Source organism: Paenibacillus sp. P4_E11 (assembly GCF_056401635.1).
The window spans coordinates 23,556-45,644 of the sequence record NZ_JBFUIX010000030.1 but is presented as its reverse complement, the minus strand read 5'-3'; the positions used below and the strand labels follow the sequence as shown (position 1 = coordinate 45,644).

Annotated in this window: 22 protein-coding genes; 6 read left to right on the top strand and 16 right to left on the bottom strand. The window is 51.9% G+C overall.

Features of this window, described 5'->3' with window-relative positions; genetic code table 11:
- Positions 1–52 precede the first annotated feature (52 nt).
- Complete coding sequence (locus tag AC1DWB_RS13865; RefSeq protein WP_477541663.1) at positions 53–1,456, top strand: extracellular solute-binding protein; 1,404 nt, start codon at positions 53–55, stop codon at positions 1,454–1,456.
- 21 nt (positions 1,457–1,477) lie between these two features.
- On the opposite strand, the gene tsaD is transcribed toward AC1DWB_RS13865, so the two are convergent.
- Genes tsaD through tsaE form a run of 4 tightly spaced genes read right to left on the bottom strand, consistent with a single transcriptional unit; the run spans position 1,478 to position 4,319 of the window.
- Entirely contained in the window at positions 1,478–2,536 is a 1,059-nt protein-coding gene (tsaD, locus tag AC1DWB_RS13860; RefSeq protein ID WP_477541662.1) for a tRNA (adenosine(37)-N6)-threonylcarbamoyltransferase complex transferase subunit TsaD, read from the bottom strand.
- Entirely contained in the window at positions 2,523–3,023 is a 501-nt protein-coding gene (rimI, locus tag AC1DWB_RS13855) for a ribosomal protein S18-alanine N-acetyltransferase (protein WP_477541680.1), read from the bottom strand. The genes tsaD and rimI overlap by 14 nt, the downstream gene beginning before the upstream one ends.
- Before the next feature lie 4 nt (positions 3,024–3,027).
- A complete protein-coding gene (gene tsaB / locus AC1DWB_RS13850; protein ID WP_477541661.1) occupies positions 3,028–3,840 on the bottom strand; it encodes a tRNA (adenosine(37)-N6)-threonylcarbamoyltransferase complex dimerization subunit type 1 TsaB in 813 nt (270 codons plus the stop codon).
- The gene (gene tsaE / locus AC1DWB_RS13845; RefSeq protein ID WP_477541660.1) at positions 3,837–4,319 is read right to left on the bottom strand and encodes a tRNA (adenosine(37)-N6)-threonylcarbamoyltransferase complex ATPase subunit type 1 TsaE; all 483 of its coding nucleotides are present in this window, start codon (positions 4,317–4,319) and stop codon (positions 3,837–3,839) included. The genes tsaB and tsaE overlap by 4 nt, the downstream gene beginning before the upstream one ends.
- Before the next feature lie 245 nt (positions 4,320–4,564).
- Between tsaE and AC1DWB_RS13840 the strand changes: the two genes are divergently transcribed.
- Both AC1DWB_RS13840 and AC1DWB_RS13835 read left to right on the top strand, forming a co-directional pair.
- The gene (locus AC1DWB_RS13840) at positions 4,565–5,047 is read left to right on the top strand and encodes a hypothetical protein (RefSeq protein ID WP_477541659.1); all 483 of its coding nucleotides are present in this window, start codon (positions 4,565–4,567) and stop codon (positions 5,045–5,047) included.
- 15 nt (positions 5,048–5,062) lie between these two features.
- Positions 5,063–5,770 carry an AIM24 family protein gene (locus AC1DWB_RS13835; protein ID WP_477541658.1) on the top strand — a complete coding sequence of 236 codons (708 nt, stop codon included), beginning with the start codon at positions 5,063–5,065 and terminating at the stop codon, positions 5,768–5,770.
- Positions 5,771–5,865: 95 nt separating this feature from the next.
- On the opposite strand, the gene AC1DWB_RS13830 is transcribed toward AC1DWB_RS13835, so the two are convergent.
- Together AC1DWB_RS13830 and AC1DWB_RS13825 are read right to left on the bottom strand one after the other, a co-directional pair.
- Positions 5,866–6,045: an H-type small acid-soluble spore protein gene (locus AC1DWB_RS13830; protein WP_477541657.1), complete on the bottom strand. Its 180-nt coding sequence runs from the start codon at positions 6,043–6,045 to the stop codon at positions 5,866–5,868.
- Between the two features lie 21 nt (positions 6,046–6,066).
- A complete protein-coding gene (locus AC1DWB_RS13825) occupies positions 6,067–6,252 on the bottom strand; it encodes a hypothetical protein (RefSeq protein WP_477541679.1) in 186 nt (61 codons plus the stop codon).
- 217 nt (positions 6,253–6,469) lie between these two features.
- Between AC1DWB_RS13825 and ku the strand changes: the two genes are divergently transcribed.
- On the top strand, positions 6,470–7,354 hold the full coding sequence (gene ku / locus AC1DWB_RS13820; protein ID WP_477541656.1) for a non-homologous end joining protein Ku: 885 nt from the start codon (positions 6,470–6,472) through the stop codon (positions 7,352–7,354).
- A gap of 35 nt (positions 7,355–7,389) precedes the next feature.
- On the opposite strand, the gene AC1DWB_RS13815 is transcribed toward ku, so the two are convergent.
- From AC1DWB_RS13815 to AC1DWB_RS13785, 7 genes are all read right to left on the bottom strand, one after another.
- On the bottom strand, positions 7,390–8,343 hold the full coding sequence (locus AC1DWB_RS13815) for an ATP-dependent DNA ligase (RefSeq protein ID WP_477541655.1): 954 nt from the start codon (positions 8,341–8,343) through the stop codon (positions 7,390–7,392).
- 1,001 nt (positions 8,344–9,344) lie between these two features.
- Positions 9,345–10,232 (bottom strand): NAD(P)-dependent oxidoreductase, encoded by an 888-nt coding sequence (locus AC1DWB_RS13810; protein WP_477541654.1) that lies wholly within the window; start codon positions 10,230–10,232, stop codon positions 9,345–9,347.
- Positions 10,233–10,307: 75 nt separating this feature from the next.
- Positions 10,308–11,672 carry a mannosyltransferase family protein gene (locus tag AC1DWB_RS13805; protein WP_477541653.1) on the bottom strand — a complete coding sequence of 455 codons (1,365 nt, stop codon included), beginning with the start codon at positions 11,670–11,672 and terminating at the stop codon, positions 10,308–10,310.
- A 14-nt stretch (positions 11,673–11,686) separates the two neighbouring features.
- Positions 11,687–13,126, bottom strand: a complete 1,440-nt coding sequence (locus AC1DWB_RS13800) for a HAMP domain-containing sensor histidine kinase (RefSeq protein WP_477541652.1) — start codon at positions 13,124–13,126, stop codon at positions 11,687–11,689.
- Positions 13,119–13,802 carry a response regulator transcription factor gene (locus AC1DWB_RS13795; protein ID WP_477541651.1) on the bottom strand — a complete coding sequence of 228 codons (684 nt, stop codon included), beginning with the start codon at positions 13,800–13,802 and terminating at the stop codon, positions 13,119–13,121. The genes AC1DWB_RS13800 and AC1DWB_RS13795 overlap by 8 nt, the downstream gene beginning before the upstream one ends.
- A gap of 29 nt (positions 13,803–13,831) precedes the next feature.
- The gene (locus AC1DWB_RS13790; protein ID WP_477541650.1) at positions 13,832–14,476 is read right to left on the bottom strand and encodes a phosphatase PAP2 family protein; all 645 of its coding nucleotides are present in this window, start codon (positions 14,474–14,476) and stop codon (positions 13,832–13,834) included.
- The gene (locus AC1DWB_RS13785; RefSeq protein WP_477541649.1) at positions 14,476–15,075 is read right to left on the bottom strand and encodes a class I SAM-dependent methyltransferase; all 600 of its coding nucleotides are present in this window, start codon (positions 15,073–15,075) and stop codon (positions 14,476–14,478) included. The genes AC1DWB_RS13790 and AC1DWB_RS13785 overlap by 1 nt, the downstream gene beginning before the upstream one ends.
- A gap of 168 nt (positions 15,076–15,243) precedes the next feature.
- On the opposite strand from AC1DWB_RS13785, the gene ligD reads away from it, so the two are divergent.
- Positions 15,244–16,134 (top strand): non-homologous end-joining DNA ligase, encoded by an 891-nt coding sequence (gene ligD, locus AC1DWB_RS13780; protein ID WP_477541648.1) that lies wholly within the window; start codon positions 15,244–15,246, stop codon positions 16,132–16,134.
- Between the two features lie 182 nt (positions 16,135–16,316).
- On the opposite strand, the gene AC1DWB_RS13775 is transcribed toward ligD, so the two are convergent.
- The 3 genes from AC1DWB_RS13775 to AC1DWB_RS13765 form a co-directional block, all read right to left on the bottom strand.
- Positions 16,317–17,324 (bottom strand): protoglobin domain-containing protein, encoded by a 1,008-nt coding sequence (locus AC1DWB_RS13775; RefSeq protein WP_477541647.1) that lies wholly within the window; start codon positions 17,322–17,324, stop codon positions 16,317–16,319.
- 101 nt (positions 17,325–17,425) lie between these two features.
- Positions 17,426–18,862 carry a cardiolipin synthase gene (cls, locus tag AC1DWB_RS13770; protein ID WP_477541646.1) on the bottom strand — a complete coding sequence of 479 codons (1,437 nt, stop codon included), beginning with the start codon at positions 18,860–18,862 and terminating at the stop codon, positions 17,426–17,428.
- Between the two features lie 114 nt (positions 18,863–18,976).
- Positions 18,977–19,972 carry a CPBP family intramembrane glutamic endopeptidase gene (locus AC1DWB_RS13765; RefSeq protein WP_477541645.1) on the bottom strand — a complete coding sequence of 332 codons (996 nt, stop codon included), beginning with the start codon at positions 19,970–19,972 and terminating at the stop codon, positions 18,977–18,979.
- A 218-nt stretch (positions 19,973–20,190) separates the two neighbouring features.
- On the opposite strand from AC1DWB_RS13765, the gene AC1DWB_RS13760 reads away from it, so the two are divergent.
- Positions 20,191–21,906: a methyl-accepting chemotaxis protein gene (locus AC1DWB_RS13760; protein ID WP_477541644.1), complete on the top strand. Its 1,716-nt coding sequence runs from the start codon at positions 20,191–20,193 to the stop codon at positions 21,904–21,906.
- Positions 21,907–22,089: the final 183 nt, after the last annotated feature.

Sequence of the window (22,089 nt, the reverse complement as noted above, 5' to 3'; positions counted from 1 at the left end):
TTTGTGATAAGATGGTGAAAACGTTGTCACCATTGAGACAGGACACTCACATATGAAAAAAAATCAGAGTCAATATTTGTACATTCAACTGGCGGATGCCCTTCGCGAACAAATTCATGCCAGCACGATCCGTTCGGGACAATTCCTGCCTTCCGAGAATGAGCTGTCCAGACAATATGGGATGAGTCGGATTTCGGTTAGGAAAGCACTGGAGCTACTCGTACAAGAAGGACTCGTGGTACGCAAGATGGGACAGGGGACGTTAGTCTCAGCGCCGTCGACAGAAACGAACATCGGTAAAACCAAAACGCTGCGCATCGCTGCGGCTTCTCCTTCCCATTATGCGAATCATTGCTTCCCTTGGCTCATTCAGGAATTCGAGAAGGAAGTTCCCGGAATCAAGGTCGCTCAGCTCAGCTTCCCGGCCGGTCAATTCTGGGAATCGGTCCATCACTCCAGAAGGATGGGTGTCGTCCCTGAGATCTTGTTGATCTCCGATCGCCTGTTCATGGATGCAGAAGATTTTGACGAATATGAGGATTTACATCAGTCTGTGCGGATTACCGGTAATTTTTTCTACCCTAAGTTGCTTCAAGCCTTCCGTCACAATCATGTACTGAGAGGCATTCCGATCACCTTCAGTCCCGTATTCATGGTGTATAACCCTGATCTGTTCGAACGGCAAGGCATTGCGGTTCCGAATTCCGATTGGACGGTGCAGGATATGATGGCGGCCGCCAAAGAGCTGACGATGGATACGAACGGGGACGGGATTACGGATCAATTCGGGTTCGGCATCTCTTCCAGCCATACACGCTGGCCGGTCATCGCGTTACAGCATAATGTGGATTTCGCTGGGCTTGCGGATGCCCCGGAACAGCTTAAAGTGTCTTTGGAGCTATTGCATCGCCTGCTCTACGTGGATCGGACCGCTGTCTTGCATACGTTCAACATGAACCAGAAGGGACAAGATCCTTTCCTGAATGAGAAGGTCGCGATGGTGTTCACTACCGCACTAGAGCTGGCCTACTTCCGACAATCCGGCCTGACGTTCGAGCCACAAGCTGTGCCCGTGCAGTTCGGGCCGAAGAAATCGTCGCTGCTCGTGGCCAATGGTCTCATGGTGCCTAATGATTGCGATGAGCCGGAGCTGGCCCAAGCCTTCATCGAGTTCATCATTCGCCCCGACATTCAAGAGCAGTTGCTGCAGCGATTCGGCTTCCTGTCGGTGCTGAAGCCGATCAACGACCAGGTGCTGGACCGCGGATTCCTGGAGGCGGCAAATGTAGCGGACAGCCAATTGAGCGATTCCCACTTCGGGCAGACGATATTCCCGGACAACGAATGGCTCGAAGATCTGAATCGAACGCTCTCCTTGTTCTGGAACGGCCTGAATTCGGTTACCGAAACGATTCAGAAGGTTGAAGAATTGAATAAAGCTCGTTCCCGAGCGTAGCGGGAACGAGCTTTATTTGTATTACTGCACGGACCAGGCCTCGAGCGACAAGAGAGGCTCGGCCTTCATGTCGAGCGGGGTGAACTCCCCCCGCTCCCACTTCAAGTAGGCCGCCGCGGCGATCATCGCGGCGTTGTCTGTGCACAGGCTGAGCGGCGGCACGAGCAGCGGAAGCCCTTCCCGCTCGCAGCGCGCCGTCAAGGCGTCGCGCAGCCCGCGGTTGGCGGCGACGCCGCCCGCCAGCAACAGCTGGCGCGAGCCGTATTGCTTCGCGGCACGCAGCGCCTTCTCGACGAGCACCTCGACGACGGAGTCCTGGAACCCGCGCGAGAGCCGCACGGGGTGGATCACGTCGCCGCGCATTTTGGCCGAATTGAGCGCGGCGAGTACTGCCGATTTCAGCCCGCTGAAGCTGAAATCGTACGAATCCGCCTCGAGCCAGGCGCGAGGCAGCGGGGTGCCCTCGCCCGGCTCTGCCTGCTGGGCGAGCCGGTCCACATGCGGGCCGCCGGGATACGGCAGGCCCATGGCGCGGGCGACCTTGTCGTACGCTTCGCCCGCTGCGTCGTCGCGGGTCTGGCCGATGATGCGGAAGCGGCCCGGTGTCTCCACGTGGACAAGCTCCGTGTGGCCGCCGGAGACGACGAGCGCCATCAGCGGGTACTCCAGCGAATGGACGATGCTATTCGCGTATATATGACCGGCGATGTGATGCACGCCGATGAGCGGCAGGCTAAGGGCACAGGCGAGCGCCTTCGCCGCTACGACGCCGACGAGCAAGGAGCCGACGAGCCCCGGCCCCTGCGTCACGGCGACAGCCGACAAGTCGGCGAGCCGGATGCCGGCGGTGCGCACCGCTTCGTCGAGCATCAGCGTGATGCTCTCGACGTGCTGGCGCGAGGCAATCTCCGGCACGACGCCGCCATAGCGCTTGTGGGTGTCGATCTGGCTCGACACCATGTTGGCGAGCACGTGTCGTCCGTTCTCCACGATCGCGACCGACGTCTCGTCGCAGCTCGTCTCCACGGCGAGGATCAGACAGCGTTCACGTTCGCTGTTATTAGCGTTACTCTCCATCATACGCTAGCTCCACTCCTTCCACACGACTTAGCTCGGCCCACATGATCATGGCATCTTCGCCGTTGTCGGTATAGTAGTTTTTGCGCAGACCTGCGGGAATGAAGCCTAGCTTGGCATACAACCGCTGGGCGATATAATTCGTGACTCGCACTTCCAGCGTCATGCGTTCCGCACCCAGGAAGACAGCCGCCGCCTGCATCTGCGTAAGCAGCCGCTCGCCCAGCCTTCTCCCTCTGTACCCGCTCCGAACGGCAATATTCGTTACATGCGCCTCATCCATAACGAGCCACATGCCTGCATACCCCACAATAACTCCACCCAGCTCCATGATCAAGTAATGGGCAAAATGATTATTCGTCAATTCATTATGAAAAGCCCCTTCGGTCCAAGGGGTTGGAAATGCTTCCAGTTCAATATCGCAGATGACCGGAATGTCGTCCACTCGCATCGATCGGAATTGCGGCGCTTCGATTCCAGCCTCTTCCATGTGCTCAGCCAATCGGATCGCCTCCTTGCTTTTCCTTCTCCAGCAACTTCGTCTCGGCTTCGGCCAACTGCGTATAGTTCGGAATCAAGCCATGCATATCGTCTTGTTCCCCGCGCAGCCACCTCTCCCAACCCAGCTCGCCGATCGACTCAGCTTCGATCCCCAGAGGTCTCGCACTTACGCGTCCTGGATACTTGTCCATAAGTGCTTCGATCCACGGCAGGAACCCTGAGGTCTCACCTACGAACACAATCCGGTCTGGCGTAACAGACTGCTCGTCCAGAAGTTGGCCGATACGTTCTACCCAATCCGGCACAAGCCGGATGGCGTCCGTAGCAACCGTGGAGCGTTGTCCGTCCTGCAAGGCATAGATCCCGGTAAACGCTTGTTGGCGGCGGGCATCCAATAGCGGAACGAACCATTGCAGCAGCTTCCGCTCTGAGCTGTCGCTCGTCCTCCAAGCTCCAAGAGCAAGTGCCTCCAAGCCAGAAACCGTGATGACCGGGATATTGAGCGCCCAGGCCATCGTTTTGGCCACACTTATGGCAATCCGAACTCCCGTGTATGAGCCCGGACCTCGTCCTACTGCTATACCATTCAGATGGGCTGGTGTAATCCCATTCTCTTGCAGCAGACGCTCAATTGCCGGCATCAGCTGAATGGAATGGTTGCGCTCCGCTTCGGAGCTGAATTGCGCGACTGTGCGCCCTTTGTCCATCAACCCAATCGTAAGCGATCCCGTAGACGTATCCAGTGCCAGCCATTTACTGCTTGAGTTTGTAGAGGATGACCCCTCTGTTCCTGTATAGTTGTTCATGTTAAAGTCCCGTTCTCCTTCATCCGGCTGCACCATTGTTCATAAGGATCTCCGCTTGGGCGCAGCTCGAACCGTCTGTCTTCCCCGCCCAAATCATGGATATAGATGGATAATCGATCCTGCGGAAGAATCGGTTCAATGCGACTCGCCCACTCTACAATCGTCACGCCATCGCCGTAGAAGTACTCGTCCAAGCCAAGCTCGTCCGCTTCCTCCAGCGTAATCCGGTACACATCCATATGGTACAACGGCAACTTGCCGCCCTCGTATTCTTTAATAATGGTAAAAGTAGGGCTATTCACGATGCTTGGGATGGCTAGGAACTGCGCTAACGCCTGGGATAATCTCGTCTTCCCTGCCCCTAAGTCGCCATCCAGTGCAAGCACCGATCCCGCTTCAAGATTAGCTCCAAGAGCTTCTGCGAAACGGACGGTGTCCGCCAAGCTGCTGGCTCGAAAAGCATACTGCACTTCCATCATTGCCACCCCTCTACCTGTGTAACTCTCTACTCCTGCCCCAGTAGCCCTTCATGCCGCGCTGAGTTTGAACTTGACCTTATTATATCGGTCCTGTCCAGACGCCGCAACAAATGACCTTCCCAGACCTGCAACTTATTGACCGCAGAATTCGTCTTTTTGTGCAAACTACTGTTGCATAAATGCTTGTTCGGGCTTACACTCTCTATAATGTCAACATAGTACCTAATTCACTGGAGGTGTGAACAATGAAGCTGAATCCGAGTAACATGTATCGAACGCTGCGACTTGTCGTTATGGTCGGCATGCTCGCTTTGCCCTTGCTTGGTCTTAGCATCAGTGTTCATTCCACGCATGCCTCTGCTGGATTTATGGATACGGTAAAAGGTATATTCCATCTCCCCGGAAAGGTGGACAAGCTGCAAAATCAATATGACGATGCGAAGCAGCAATTGGACGATGCCAACCGCCAGTTGGATTCCGTCACGCGGGAATCGAAGGAGGCTATGCAGCAATGGAAAGACAGCGAGCAGAAAATGCTGCAGGAAACCGAGCGGCTGGCCCGTCAGAATGAACAACTGCAACAATCCATCCGGGATTTGCAGCAGGCGGAGCAGGAACGCAGCGCCAAATACCGACGAACGATCACAATGCTCGGAACGGCAGTTGGTCTTGTAATGCTATATTTCTTATTGGGCCGAGTGCTCCGCGTCGTACTGCGAAGTCGTTGATGAGGAGGAACCTGCATGCAAGTGATTTCTGACGAGCGGTCTTCTGGCGGAGCTGCACGTTCTACCATCAAAATGATCCTGGAGCCCGAAGAAGCGGTTCACCTGCTCCACCCTCGTCAGCTAGTCGCCTTCCAAGGAGCTTCCTCTCAACGGGAAGATCGGTTCCTGGATCTGAAGGGGATCGTTCGCAAGAAAAAATTCCTGAAAGCAAAGCTGACCGGCCCAGCAACCGCGTATATCGCTCTTCCTTATGGCTATTCGATTGAATCCGTCCCTATCTCAGGCGAGGGCCGATTGCTGTTTGAATTCCGGAACTTGCTGTACTTCACCGATCACATTCGGATGGATAGTGTCGTGCAGAGTGCGAGGAATATGCTGGTGACTCGAGATCTGATTCGGATGCGCTTCTCGGGGGCTGGATCGATCGGGATCTTATCCCATGGCCCCTTGCTGGACTGGGAGCTGCATCCAGAGCGTCCTTCCTTCATCGACTCCCGCTGCCTGATCGCTTACCCCGATAATGCTCGACTGGAGCTGTGCGTATACGGCAACCATCTAGCGAGTCAGAACATGGCTTATCACTGGAAAATAACCGGAACCGGCCATGTCTTGCTTCAGGCCGCTCCGCCCGATCCGGACTTTGAAGAGCAACTGGGCGGTGACGGGATCGTTAAGCGAACGCTGCGCGAGCTGCTGCCCTTCGGTAACATATGGATCAAGTAACAGGAGTATAACAAACAACCCTCTACTGCAAGCCGATATCGCTTGTCGTCTAGGGTTGTTTCGCCTCTACGTTTCAATTAAGATTCCCGTGACGATTAAGCTTCCTGTAGATGACTCACAGAAACCGTCTGGGATTGGCCGGGATTGTGTTCCGGATGCACCTTCACGGTGTTGTTAATTGAATCAACGCTATCGATCCAGACAGACTTGCCATCAAGCATAACGTTAATCGTTTCCGCTGAATCCACAATTTGTTGAGCACGGTTCACATCCATTGCAACTGCCTCCTTGGTGTCTTATTCTTCCATCTGGAGAAGCGATTCCACGTGATTCATCGTATCATCCATCGTATCGGTCGACGTTTCCTCGATCAGGCCGTTATGCATCGAGACAGTCCCGCCTCCTAAGCCTTCATTGATCATACGATCAACATCCATAAAGTAGTCGTTACGACCTTCGTGATCTGTATCTTTCCCTTGCATGTCGCTCATGTGTCTCGCCTCCTGTTCGGATTCCCGTTGATTCATAGAGACTTTCGATTCATTGTGGTGTGAAATCGACAGTCACTCTTATTCAACATTCTTGCTTAGATTTCCCCGATTCGGCATATTCATGTGTAGACCGGACGCTTTTTGCCAACAATGAATAAGAGGGATTACGTCCGCCACAAGGCGGTCTAATGAGGAGGAGAATGGACGTATGCATACCGTTTGGAAAGGGGCGATCAGCTTCGGGCTGGTTCATGTTCCCGTAAAAATGTTCTCTGCGACGGAAGACAAAGACATCTCGATGAAGTACATCCACAACAAATGCGGGACTCCACTGAACTACGTTCGAACATGCCAACACTGCGAACAAGCCGTGGAATGGGAGGACATCTCTCGGGGATATGAGTATGAGCCTGGCCGATACGTGCTTTTCGAGAAAGAGGAGCTTGATTCGCTGTCGGAGACGAGCAAAGAAATCAAAATTATCGACTTCGTGGATTTGACGGAGATTGACCCTATATATTTTCAGAAAACGTATTACTTGGCCCCCCACGAAACCGGCTCGAATGCTTATAGTCTGCTGCTGGAAGCGATGCATCAGAGCGGCAAGATTGGAATCGCCAAAGTATCCATCCGTTCCAAGAGCAGCCTAGCCGCCCTTCGTGTGATGGAGGGCTGTATTGTGATGGAGACGATATTTTATCCGGACGAGATTCGTTCCATTAAGCAGGTACCGAATTTACCGGAAAATCCGGTTGTGAACGAGAAGGAACTGATGATGGCCAAAATGCTGATCGAGCAGCTGTCGACTCCTTTCGAGCCGGGCAAATACAAGGACGATTATCGCGATAAGGTGATGCGTCTGATTGAGCAAAAAATTGCAGGTGAAGAAATTCGCATCGCTCCTGAGGCGCCTACTACGAATGTGATCGACTTAATGGCCGCCCTGCAGGCAAGTCTGGAGGCCGCTAAACCAGCTAATGTCGCAATAGACAAATCCGAACCAACCGCGGACATCTCCTCTACAACTGCAACAACGGGCAAGCCCAGAGCGAAACGGAGAGCACCCGCTAAGGAGAAAGGTACAGGTTCCTGATTGCCGACAAGGAATTTTACTAGGAAAGAAGCAGGTTAGTCTTGGTTGAACTTACAAGCTGCCGGGGGAAGATCGACAAACGACTGGATGCCGGGCTGGCGTAAAGTTCCATACGAAGTCCACTCCAGAAAGTTGATCTTCACCGTCAGCGTCGGCGTCAACCATACGGCTTCCTTGCTTCTTTCCGGTATATTTACGAAGGGGCGCGTGTCCGTCCTTAGTTCTGGCACCCGTTCGGTCAAGGCATACCAATCCGCCTGCGTCATCTTCCCCGCTCCTGCATAGCCAATGAATACAAACTGTCCGGCATCGTCGTACAACCCTAGCATGATCGCATTGACCGTCCCATCCCGGAAGGTCACACCGCCTACAGCTGCGATCAGATCTTTGTATAACTTCTTCTTTTGCCACCGTTTGTCTTTCCCGCCGATTGTGTATTTGCTCGTGAGGTCCTTGCAGACGATCCCTTCCAACTCATGAGCCGCCACCACACCATATAACGCATCCCCGTCCGGAAAGTTAGCCACGAGCTGAACTTGAATGCTTGGCTTCACACAATCCACCAACAACTGCTGCCTTTCCTGCAGGGTTCGGTTCGTTACCCACTCCCCATTCAAATACAAAATGTCGAATATCATATACGTAATGGCCACTTGTTTGCGGACAACGTCCACATTGGTTGATTTGCGAATCCCATCACGACGCATCACCTGTTGAAAAGATGGCTTGCCGTCCAACAGGGCAATAATCTCCCCATCTAGGATTACAGACTGCGCCGTACAGTAATCGGACACCCTGAGCAGCTCCGGGTACTGCATCGTTCGCTCATTCAGCCTGCGATTGAATAAGCGCGTCTCGGTCCCTTCGGAGTAGACTAGCATCCTGACTCCGTCCCACTTGATCTGGTACACCCATTGATCGCCCTTCGGCATGTTGGCTGTGCTGACCGGTTCTGTCGGTACGACAGGTTTGAGATTCGTATCCTGCATCCGCGCGTCCTCCTGATAAATGAGTCGTTTCCTTCCAGTATGGCCCAAATCCGCGATTCTCAAAAAACGCGACGCTGCATTCGGTTAGCGCTTGCGAGAGTCCTAATACATACGTATGCTGTCGTTGTAGAAAAACGGCCGTTCCAAGTGAAAAAGGACCCCTAGTCATCCCCACAAAGTGAAGCCAAGCTCTGTAGTATTTCCGAGTACTTTGTGGGGGCCCCGGGTTTCAAACATCTTGTTTGAACCTCCCTGATTGTATTAAGGATTCAGCGGTGGGAGGTTCAAGCCAAAACTCGCCAGGGTCCTCTTTTCCACTCTTCACTCCTCTTGTCCACAGTTAATCGACAGCCTCAACCGAGCTACTGGCCGGTTCTGGCATCCCGCGGTCGCGAATAGCGCCGAAAAAATCGGCTTGCAGCTCGAGTAAGGCCTACCGCAGGGGCTGTAAGCCGAAAAAACCGGCTTGTAGCTCGAGTGAGGCTTACCGCAGGGGCTGTAAGCCGAAAAAATCGGCTTGCAGCTCGAGCAAGGCCWACCGCAGGGGCTGTAAGCCGAAAAAATCGGCTTGCAGCTCGAGTAAGGCCTGCCTCAGGGGCTGTAAGCCGAAAAAATCGGCTTGCAGCTCGAGTAAGGCCTACCACAGGGGCTGTAAGCCGAAAAAATCGGCTTGCAGCWCGAGTAAGGCCTACCGCAGGGGCTGTAAGCCGAAAAAWTYGGCTTRCAGCWCGAGTAAGGCCTACCGCAGGGGCTGTAAGCCGAAAAAATCGGCTTGCAGCTCGAGTAAGGCCTACCGCAGGGGCTGTAAGCCGAAAAAATCGGCTTGCAGCTCGAGTAATCGCGTTGCACTAAAATACCGCTCAAATGTGAGCGGTATTTGTTGGATTGTATTTGATAGGTTTGTTCTTCTTAGTTCGTTCTTCTTAGTTCGTTCTTCTTAGTTCGTTCTTCTTGGTTGGTTCTATTTGGTCTGTTCTTCTCAGTTTGTCCTTCCTAACTGCTTAACCCTCAGACGCTTCGAACCATTTGTACAGCACTTGCGTTCCGCTGTCGGACTCGCCCATCGCGGCGAGTTGATCATACAGCGACTTGGCAAGTGTGAGTCCAGGCAGCGCAAGGCCCATCTCCTCGGCGGATTGAAGCGCGATCCCCATATCCTTGATGAAATGCTTCACGTAGAAACCCGGTTCATAGTTGCCTGCGAGCATTCTCGGTCCCAGATTGCTGAGTGACCAGCTGCCAGCTGCCCCACTCTCGATGCTTTTCAACACCGTCGACGGATCAAGCCCCGCCTTCTTCGCATAGAACAACGCTTCGCAGACACCAATCATATTCGAGGCAATGGCGATCTGATTGCACATCTTCGTATATTGCCCCGCACCTGCATCGCCCTGGCGAACGATGTTGCGCCCCAGCACTTCGAAGAGCGGAAGCATTTCCTCGAATACTTCCTCATCCCCGCCTACCATGATTGACAATCTGGCTTCCCGTGCACCCACATCACCACCGGAGACAGGCGCATCGAGGGCAGCCAGTCCGTTCTGCTTAGCTTCTTCATAGATCCGTTTGGCGAGCGACGGGCTGGACGTCGTCATGTCGATCAGACGGGCAGCTGGTCTTGCATGACGAATAATACCTTCTGGTCCCAAGTAGATTTGCTCTACATCCGACGGATAGCCGACCATGGTGAAGATGACATGGGCTTCCTGCGCAAGTTCGCCTACTGTCGCTTTCCATTCTGCACCTTGTTGCACGATGTCCTCTGCCTTCTCCTTCGTCCGGCTATAGACGAGCAAGCGGTAGCCTGCCCGGAGCAGGTGAGCAGCCATGCTGCGGCCCATAACCCCCACCCCGACAAATCCGATCACGGTATCATTCCGATCTAACATTCAGCAGTCCCCTCTCCTTGAATATGATCATGATTCAGTCATAGTTCCCATTATACAAGGATGCCCCATGGCTTGTCAGAATACGTAATTCAATCCGAACACAACCGTGAAGAACAACAGGAAGAATAGCATAATCCAATCGAGATACGGCCTTTGACTCGTATTCACCTTACTGATCACATAAGCCAGGAACAAATATAACGTGAACATCCCGCCCACATACCGGGTTCCGCTCAACAGCGCGCTTGCCGAGTAGGATACGATCAAATAAGCGAACGAATACACCGCATAGGACAGCCTGATTTTGTTGGTCATGTAGATGAGTAGACCGAAAGTGATGAAGAACATAATAATTTGCGGCAAGTATACCCCGACGTTGAACAAGGGCTTGTGATAAGTAAGCGCACGTCTCATATGCTCCGCCAGATTTTCCGCGTAAAAGCCGAATGTCTGTCCCCAGTGATCCTTCTGGTGGAACAGGAAGCGGAACCAATCCCCGCTCACGAGCTTATTAATCAGCAGATAGATGAATATACCGACTACAGGGAGAACAACGCCAATGACGCCTGGGAACAACCCGCGCAGCCAAGCGCGTATCCGACCATGCCGCAGCATTGTCCGCCAATCTTGTTGAACGGCCATCTCGATCAGGATCGGAATAGCCAGCAGAACCCCTTGGTTACGCGTCAACGCCGCCAACATACCGAATAGCCCGGCCATAAGCCATCTCGACTTACGCATCGAATAGAAGCTCAGGATGCAGAACGTGACAAAGACGGACTCCGTATAGATGATACTGAAGAAGAAGGAAACCGGGAACAACAGCAAATACTTGGCTGCAGAAGAAGCTAATTCCGAATCTTTCCACTCCAGCTCCACCAATCGAATCAAGTAATACAAACCGATCAAGAGGAACAAGTTGGAAACGACTACACCTGCGATATAGTAATCGGCATTAGCCGTATAAGTGTCTGTGATGGCGACAAAATAGTCCGGAATGATAAAATGAAACAATTTGATCAGAAACGGATACAGCGGGTAAAACACAATCAAATTCTGATCTTCCCCAGTCGATTGATACCCGTTCGTCGCAATGTTGATATAGTGGTACGAATCGTATTCGAACCACCATTGAGCGAGGATCGCCCCGAGGCCGGATCCGTTCGCGGTTGCCGCTGCATAGCTGACGGAAGCCCCTATGATGAGCAGCCGAGTGACCAAGAATAGACCAACGATTCGCTTCCACAGTTGCAACGGTCTCAGCGGTTGGAAGGCAGCAACCGGGCGGGGAAGGTAAACAAATCGTCCGAAAATTTTACCTAGCGAATGGTTCCGGTTGGATACGATCAATTCTCCTGTAACTTTTCCTAACAAGAACAGCACACTGACAAGCACAATGAGTACAGCCAATATCTTTACTACTATCGGTAAATATTCCATGTTGAAGGGACCTTTCAGATAAATGATTTGGTAGAAGGCAGCGTCACCCAGAATCGGAATCGTCCCGCTTCATGAGTAAGCCAGATGCGGCCTCCGTGCAGTTGAACTATGTTTCGCGTAATGGCCAGACCCAACCCAGAGCCGGGCAACAGCCCATCATTGCGGGAAGGATCCGCTTTGTAGAATCGGTCGAACAGCTTCTCCTCCTGCTCCTTGGTGATAGGCTGTCCATTATTCTCGACGCAGACAAAAGCTCCGTGGTAGTCCACACCTGCAAGCACTTTGATCTCGCTCGGCTTAAGCGAGAATTTCAGCGCATTCATGAGTAGGTTGTCCACCGCCCTAGCGATAAGCTCACTGTCTGCATAGACCGGCAAAGGTTCGACCTGCCAGGAACTGTGGATCATGACATCCTGCAGCTCGGCGATTGGCTCGAATTCGTTCAACATTTGTTCCAGCAAATTGACTAGATCGAAGGACGATTTGTTCAACACGACTTCTCCGCCAGACAGTCTCGTATACTGGAACAAATCGTCAATCAGCTTGCGCATTTGTTCGGTTTTGCTATATGTATTCTGGATGTATCGCTTGCGATCTGCTTCTTCCGGGACGTTCTGGTCCTTCAGAATCGTCAGATAGCCAATTATACTCGTAAGCGGAGTCCGCAAATCATGGGAAACGCTTGTAATCAGCTCCATTCTGGATTGCTCCAACTTGCGCTCCCGCTCCTGCTGCTGCTCCAGGCGCTGTGCCATCGTATTGATGTTAGCAGAGACGACACCTAGCTCATCCCGACTGGACGACTTCAGACGAACCGACAGCTCGCCTTCCGCGATCCGATTCAGACTGTTGCTCATTTGCCGGATTTGACGCATTTTCCGGAATGTGAACAAGTAGAAGTAGAAGATGAACAACACGGTCACGGCGATCAGATTGAACAGCGGCCGATCTGTATACGTATAGGCTTGTTCCGGTACCAAGGGACCGTTCACGACCAGGAACATTTCCTCGCCTTGGTACTTCACGGGAGAGATCAGCATGTAAGGCTCCCCCGCCTGTGGCGCCATTATCGCCAACTTGGTCGAATACATCGACTGATGAATGTTCAATTGCGAGAGYGTAGCCCCTTCTGAACGCAGAACAATGCGACCGAGTGTATCGGTCACATAAGCTTCCACCCCACCCAGCCGGGCAGCTTCGTTCAAATAGGAAGTTAGGGCAGCGGGCTCGGGATTGGTATCGAGCTGATGTTCTAGCCCAATCAATCGTTCTTGCACTTGCCTCTTGCTGGATTCATAACTGATATACGGTTTCTTCTGAATGTCCTTGGCAACCCGGTTGATCAGATAACCCGAAAAAAAACTAAGCATGGCACAAATAACGAACGTGACCATCAATTTAACCCGGAGGGTTGTCTGCAGTTGATTGGAAAACTTCAAGAGGCGCTCAATCAATTTTGTAGCCCACTCCCCATACGGTCTTGATGTATCTCGGATCTCTCGGGTTCGTTTCCAGCTTTTCCCGAATGTTGCGGATATGCACCATGACTGTATTTTCCGAGTAATAGTCTTGTTCCTTCCATACGCTCTGATAAATTCGATCTACTTTGAAAATCTGCCCTCTATGCGCGGCTAGCAGCTCCAGGATGGAAAATTCAATCGGGGTGAGTGCAATATCCCGGCCTTCCACCGTTACTTGATGACGAGCCGTATTGATCGTTAACTCCCCAACCTGAATCTCATTCTCCGCTGAAGCCGGCTTACCCGAGAGCTGGAACCGACGAAGCTGAGCCTTAACCCGGGCGACCAATTCCAGTGGGTTGAAGGGCTTCGCCATGTAATCGTCAGCACCTAGCGAGAGACCTGTAATCTTGTCCATGTCCTCGCCTTTGGCCGACAGCATAATAACAGGGATATGGTCCGTCGTGCGGATTCGCAGACAAGTCTTGATTCCATCCAGCACGGGCATCATCACATCCAGAATAACTAGCTGAACCTGCTCCCGCGCCAGCACGTCCAGCGCCTGCTCCCCGTTCTCCGCCTCCACGACCCGGAAACCGTCATTGCGCAAATAGATATGAATCACATCGCGAATCTCTGGATCGTCATCCACGACAAGTACGGTCGTCATGCTGGCTCCCCCTTATTCGTTCGTATTCTTTATTCCATAGCCATAGGCTGTTGCTCGGATTGCTTCAGAGGAATGAGGCGTTTCATCGCCGTGTACAATACTTCTACAAGCAATATTGCCCCTACTGCATCCAACACCACATGTTGTTTAACGAACACGGTAGACGCAATAATGCTCCAGGCTATCGTAATCAAGACGAGACGGAGCGCAGGCGACAACAGATTGTACTTGCGCAAGTTCTTGATCATTACAAAACAGGTCAGTACATGAATGCTGGGGAAGCAATTAAACGGCTGGTCGTTCGCATACACGAAGGCTACGATATCGTGAAGCCACCCTGTATCGGATAGGACAGGTCGAGGGACCGTTGTCTGAAACACCGCATAGATACAATAGCACACTATCATGCCGAGGCATAACGTTGCAAGTGCTCGGTAATATATTCGTTTGTCCGTGAAGAAGAACAATAATAAAGTACCAGCAATAAAAGGATACCAGATGACATAGGGAATAATAAAGACCGGCAGGAAAGGAATAAGCTTATCGAGGTCAGACAACAGGCTGTTTACCTCAGGACCCGGACGATTCAGAATGGCATAAAATATATTCAGAACCGGTATCGCGAGCATCCATAGTAATGGGCTATATTTGCGCCATTTGGCATTTTTCAACATTACTTCTGCTCCCCTTTCTTACGACACACATAGACGAAGGCGGGAGGAACATTGAACAGGACGAAGCGGATCTCCTGAAGCTCGAACATCTGTTCGAACTGCTTTCGCATCTGCATGGAGTATTGGAACGCGATGAATATCCCTCCTGGTTTCAACGACAGTTCCATTTGATGGAGAATGTCGTCCCGAAGCGATTGCGGGAAATTAGCGAACGGCAAGCCGCTAATGATGCAATCCAACTGATCCATCCCTTCCTGTTGGATCGACGCCTGCATTTCCAATACATCCGGGTAACAGGGAAACTGAGGGAACCGACTCTCAAGTCCACTTCGCAGCTGCGGTTCTTTCTCGAACAAGACTAGCTTCGCTTCCGGCCATAACCTGGCCTGAATAAATTCCGTAATCGGGCCTGTACCCGCTCCAAGCTCGGCAACACGATGGACACGGTCCCAAGGAACAGCATCAACCATAGCTCGGGCCAAATGCCGCGAACTTGGTGTTACGCTTCCCACTTGCTTCGGGTGTAGTAGAAATTTATGAAGAAACAGGAGCTTTTCCTGACATAGGGCTTGAAACCGGCTAGTAAACTGCAATAACATATGCGATAACCTCCCGCAAGTTGTGGTATGCATTCATCTTACCGAAAACTTCTGGGGAAATAGTGGGGGGAAATCTGAAAAAATTCTTAATAGTTTCCCAATATTTCTTAATTCCAGCGTATACGACTTCGTTCCAACAGACAAGCTACAAGTAAAGAGGTGAATCGTATGGCGACAACTGGGCACAACAAAGGAACCGTAACGATCGACGGGCATGAGATAACCGTAACGAATCCCGACAAATTGTTATGGCCGGAGCAGCGGATTACGAAGGTCATGTATTTGGAAAAGCTCTTGGAGCTGGCTCCTTACTTGCTGACCTATTGCTCCAACCGCTATTTGACGACGATCCGCTACCCGAATGGTATTCATGGCAAATCGTTTTATCAGAAAAATAATCCGGAGCCGCTTCCCCCCTTCGTACGAACCGCTGTGATGGAAGACATCCGCTATGTCGTGCTGGATTCGATCCCTACCTTGCTGTGGCTGGGCAACTTGGCTTGTCTGGAATTCCATGCCTCATTCCACTATATCGATAGTAAACTGCCTGCCGAATGGATCATCGACATCGACCCTACGCTTGACCAGGAACCGCGCATCATGAAGGCGGCTTTCCTAATCGGCGAGGCGCTGAACAAGATGGGAATCGCCAGTGTGCCCAAGACTTCAGGGGCAACTGGGGTTCAGCTGTTCATCCCCATCCAACAAGGGTACACATTCGAGCAACTGCGAAAGATCGGCCATTTCATCGGTGTCTATATGACGCAGACGTACCCGAAGTTGTTCACGATCGAGCGGTTGAAGAAGAACCGGGGCGATCTGATCTACATCGACTACTTGCAGCATTGGTACGGGAAGACCATATCCTCCCCATACACGCCTCGCGCCCGGGAAGCTGCTTCGGTGTCTACGCCGCTCGAATGGAGCGAAGTGGAGCTCGGCGCCGATCCGCGTGACTTCCACCTGCTGAACATCGGGGAACGGCTGCACAACAAAGGGGACCTTCTAGTGAAGGTCCCCCCGCAAAACCTGGAGCGTGTGTTAGGTGTGATAGGTTAAAATAAAATCGAAGTTAAAAAAGTCCGCTTTCAGAACCGAGAAGGTTGAAGGAAAGACGAGGAACGAGGAACGGAGCGTAGTAGGCTACGTGAGTACCGGAGTTCCCGGCTTTCGTTCAAGATTCGACGTCGAGATCCTACTAGATCAGCTTCGTTATCAAAGTGGACTTTTTTAACATCCTTTTACACCGTCTTCTTCAAGCTCTCCAACTCCAACGTCACCTTCTCAATCATCTGTACGAATGAGGTCAGTTCCTGAGAGCTGGCCGCTTGAGTGCGGGCATGAATGGACGTTTGCTCGGACTCGGTCATGACCTTCTTCAATACGCTCGATATGCCGTTCAAACGCTCTTCGATTTGCTCCATCGATTCCTTCGAACGGGCGGCCAGCTTGCGCACTTCGTTCGCTACTACGTTGAAGCCGCGCCCTTGTTCACCAGCTCGAGCGGCTTCAATAGCAGCGTTCAAGCCCAGCAAATGGGTCTGGTCGGAAATTTCCTGCATCAGATTGCCCATCGTATAGATTTCCCCGATTTCGTGGGACAAGCTGTTCACCATTTGGTGAGCATTGTCTTGGGCTTCCGCCGTCTGCAGAGCCGTTTCCGCTACCGCCTGGCTGCTGCTGCTCAGCTCCACCATCATAGACGCCAGCTCCTGTACCGCATTGCTGATCCCTTGGAGAAGATTGTGCTGCTCGCCCGCGAGGTCCTCAATCTTCTGCTTCTCTTCGCGCTCATAAGCTTCAAGCACCAGGCTGGAATCCAGGTTGAACATTTTCGACAAGGCGTGCGTGACTTGCACCCACTCGTCAGGTATCACATGCTGGAAATGCACGATTGCCAAATCCAAATATTTCATATAAGTTCCCAGATACCAGTTCGTGGTCAACCCGATTTGGGAGTGAATGTGTCCGATAAACAGTCGTTTCTCGATAAATGCCTCATCAATCGTACCTGCTGCCATGGTCAGGAAGTACCACCGTTGTGTTTCCTTCAGACGCTCCAGCGTACTGTGTTTCTGAATGATTGCAACGAGCTCCGGTTCTTGTGTAATACGCTCGTAGAGCTGATCTACTAGCACGTTAACTACTTGCTCGAATTGTTCCTTCTTACTTGCAAGTAAGCTTAAGTCTTTATCGGTCAGTCCGATATAATCGAGTTGCCTCTGCCTTGCACTTGATAGCCGAATCATAGGGTCCCCTCTTCTTCTTGTTCTATGGATGGTTCTCCCTGATGAAATTCGACAGTTTCATACATTTTCCTGCATTTGGTCAAAATCAATCCCTTTTCACATCAAAACAACGGGGACAACAGACGAGCGATGACTTCCCGCCCACGTATAAACCTGGAGCGCTTGGAGAAGGCAACTGGGTCAATTTCTATGCTGTTCCTCATATCTTCCTGGAAGTCACGCTCCAGTCGCTCAATGCTGTTGCGCTCATAAAGGACAGCCATAATCTCGAAGTTGCTGAAAAAACTGCGCATGTCCATATTCGCGGTCCCTACTGTGCCAAGCATATGATCGATGATCAGTGTTTTGGCGTGGACGAAGCCTTTGCGATATTGGTAAAATCGCACACCTGCCAGCATGAACTCTTTGACATACGAAAGGGACGCCCAATGGATGATTTTCGTGTCCGGGACAAGCGGAATGATGATTCGAACGTCGATCCCACTGAAAGCAGCTGTCTTGAGCGCCATGGCGATGCTGGGGTCGGGGATAAAGTACGGTGTCGTAATGTAGATCCGGTGCTTGGCAGTCGCCATCGCACTGAAGAACACTTCCTGCACCGCATCCCAGGGAGCATCCGGTCCACTCGCTATAATCTGCATATGTTCCTTATCCGGCTCCGCACAGTCATGCTCGGGGAAGAAGTCCTGCTTAGGCATGGGTTGCCCGCTTACGAACGCCCAATCCGTCGCAAACGTATGCTGCAAATAATAGACCGAGTCTCCTTGTACTTGTAGATGCGTATCACGCCAGTAGCCAAATCTCGGGTCTTTGCCTAGATATTCATCACCAATGTTGATGCCGCCCAAGAAGCCGATCAGGCCGTCAACAACTACGATTTTCCGATGATTCCGGTAATTGATGCGCTTGTCGAAAAATGCAATCACAGGGGGGAGAAACCCGTATAACTCCACGCCTCCGTTTCGCAGCTCATTGATATAACTGGCGCTTAACTTGTAACAGCCGAGTCCATCCACAATAAACCGGACACGCACACCTTCGCTTACTTTGCGTATCAGCAGCTCTTGCAGTCGCCGTCCTGTATGATCGTCTCGGACTATATAATATTCCAGATGTACGAATTGCTTGGCCTGCTCAATGGCCGTGAAGATCGCTTCATAGGTAGTGGCAGCATCACTCAGCACCCTCACACGGTTGCAGGACGTAATAGGTGCTTCCGGCATGTTCGTAAGCAGCCCCATCATTCTCTGCTCCTGGAATACGGCACATTGAGCTAAGCTGGGATCTTTCGTTAACGCACGCGCCTTCAGTTCCAGGCCACGACGCATTTCGTCAAGCAGTTTGCGATCCTTACGCCTCATCTTCCGCCGTTGCTTATATTCTCTGGCCAGGAAGTAGTAGACGACAAACCCGACAATCGGAAAGATGAATAAAATCATTAACCAGGCTACCGACTTGGATGGATTGCGGAATTCCACAACTAGTATCGTGGCGATCTGAAATATAAACAGCACCAAAGCTATGACCAACCATAACAAGCGACACCACTTCCCCATTCCACCTCAAAATTAGATTACTTTCTAGCATTAGCCATTTGAAGTTCTATATGCATCCACTGGCTAATACGGGAGATGGTACATCGATGAAGGACATCACTTGTCAGCAGGCAGCCCCAGTGACCTGGCTCGAAGTAGCATTAGAATCACAGCAGCAGCTATTATACATGTCGTTAGAAGGCTTCCCTCCGCTCCGAACTGTCCACCGGTCAACCAGGTGGTACCCTTAATCTCCGGCGAGACTAGAGATGGCACTTGGGTACCGGACACTGGAAAGCCGAATACGCAGCCTTGTACGAAATACCACGCCCAGTGAACACCAATAGGAAGCCATAATCCTCCCGAGGTCTCGCGACATAGCGCCAGGAAAATGCCGAAGAGAGCGGTATTAAGGAGCGGCAATCCTCCATGCTCGAACACACCCGGATTGAGCGCATGCATGAGGGTGAAGAGCAGGACCGAGCCAGCCAGTCCGACAACCCGTCCAAGTCGGTGACGCAGCAGCCCTTGTGTGTAGCCTTGTACGAACACTTCTTCATTGACGGTCACAAGCGCCAGCAAGGCCGCATACCACCCTACAGATGACCAAGCGGAAAAATCAGCCTGCCCCTGCAGACTGCCGATTAGGCCCATAGGGAGCATGGCAATGAACACGACTGTGATCAGCAGCGCACCAATGATGGATCCTCTGCCCAATGTCGACAGCGGACGACCTCGTGTTGTCCAACCCATCGGCCAACCTTGCTTGGAATCGACTTTGGCATACAAGATCGCAGCAGCCGCAATAAATCCGATCGCCTGTGCAATGGTCGAACCGTATAGAAACGCCGGATGGTTCCACATAGCGGATAGTATCGTCTCTGCATCCCATTCCACAAAAGCTTGCCCGAGCGAATTAAGCGTTGCCTCTCTGGACAAGCGATACATAGTCAGCCCTATTACCGGAATCATCAGAAGTAAGGTAAGTCCGAATGCAAGCATAAAAACAAGCGCAACCTTCCCTGTCGCGCCGATTAGCAGGATGATTGCGTTCTTCCGGTCTTGTAATTTGTGCGATTGAGTAGACTTGGACAATTGGGACAGGTTGGACATAAGCCCGGTTACCTCCTCCGCAGTATATGGTGCGTCGCAGTTCTGCACCGCGCTCTAATGCTGGGAATCGGCCTCTGCCAAGTAGAGAAATGAGGAGTACTAGTGTAGTTATGATTACCATTGTACTATGAAGCAGATCACTGTTCAAAAAAGCTCCCGTCCAACCGTTATATCCTTATATAGATCATATACCACCCTAGAGAGGAAGATAGTTGTTTATGAAGTTTCAATTCCGTTTTTCTATCCGCGCAAGACTGATTGTCGGGTTTATGATCATTCTCATCATTCTTTCTGTCATCAGCGGATTCTCCATCGTCAGTTTCGACTCGTTCGAGAAAATTTCCCAAGATATCGACAACCGGTATGCACCCGGTCTGGCCACCATCGGCACAATGCATGGAGATGTACAAGACACCGAGCGAATGACACTTCGCTATATGCTGGAGACCGATACCCGGGAACGGGAGCGCCTGCAGGGTGAATTGAACGATCTGATCGCTTCCATCGGAGAGCAACGCAAGGAATATGAAGGCCTTATCCCCAATGATAAAGCCGCCGAAGCTTTCAAAACATTCACCGAAAATTTCGATACCTTCACCAAAGGAATTCCTCCTATCTTAAATGCCATCTCCTCAGGCCAAGGTCAGGCGGCTGCGATCAACCTGCTGATGCAAGTCCACCCTAGCTTCATAAAGGCAGCACAAAGCCTCGACAGCATTATCGAACTAACCGATGAGGCGACAAGCGAGATTACTGCAAAAGCTTATAAGAATGCGCACTCCATAAAATTACTTTCGATTGGGTTAACGGCTGGTGCGTTACTAATTGGTATCCTCCTCTCTATCTTCATCGCGAACCGCATATCCAAACCGATCGTACAGCTGGCTAGACGGGCTAACCGGATTTCTGAAGGGGATCTGACGTTAGAACCGATCATCACGAAACGAAAAGATGAAGTGGGGGCTCTCATTGCCGACTTCAACACCATGGTGCATTCCCTTCGGGAAGTAATGACTCAAGTGTATTCGAACGCACACCATGTCGCAGCTACCTCCGAACAACTGATGGCTAGCGCTGAGCAGACGAGCCGTTCGTCCGAGGAGATCGCTTCTGCGATCCAAGAAATTGCCAGCGGCACCGATCAGCAAGCGCGCAGCGCCGCAGAGTCGTCACGTGCTTCCGGTGAAATGTCCAAAGGAGTTGAGCAAATTTCCTCCAGCATTCAAGTGGTCGCTGTGGGAGCTAACGAAACCTCGGTCAAAGCGGCCGTCGGCAGCCGAATGATCGAGGACGTGACCCGACAGATGCAAGTCATTCAAGAAAAGGTAGCTGCCGCAGCCCATACCGTACATATGCTAGGTGAGCGGTCCGAACAGATCGATAGCATCGTGAAGATCATTACTACGATTGCGCAGCAGACGAATTTGCTCGCGCTGAATGCGGGCATTGAAGCTGCCCGTGCTGGTGATCACGGTAAAGGCTTCGCCGTCGTGGCGACCGAAGTTCGCAAGCTAGCCGAGCAATCCAGTGTATCCGCTGAGCAAATTCGCGAACTGCTTGGGGAGATGAAAGATTACACCGGCAAAGCGATTGACGCCACCCAGCAAGGAACGACCGCAGTGTCGGACGGGATATCCGCTGTGAGCGAAGCCGGCACCTCGTTCCGCGAAATCGTCGAGCGGGTCACGAACGTCTCCAGCCAGGCACAGGAGGTTTCGGCGGTCGTGCAGCAATTGAACGGCGGGGCGCAGCTTATGTTGACCTCGATCCAGCATATCGCGCAGGTGTCGGAGCAGGCCGCCGACAATACACAGCACATCGCCGCTGCTACTGAAGAACAGACCGCTTCCATGGAGGAAGTGTCGGCTTCGGCTCAGGCGCTTGCTAAGATGGCGGAGGATTTGCAGGCCGCTGTCGCTCGATTCAAGGTTTAAGGAAGGGCAAATTATCGTTAGAGAAACGGAAATGGTTCTGCCCAGCTCAGACATCTTGTTTTTCGTCACTCTGATTATATGTTTATGGTTATGACGAAAAGCCAAAACTCGCGGCAGACCCCTTTTCCGATTCTCACTCGCATTTGCCCAACAGCCCGAAACCCAGAACCCAGCTCCTGCAGC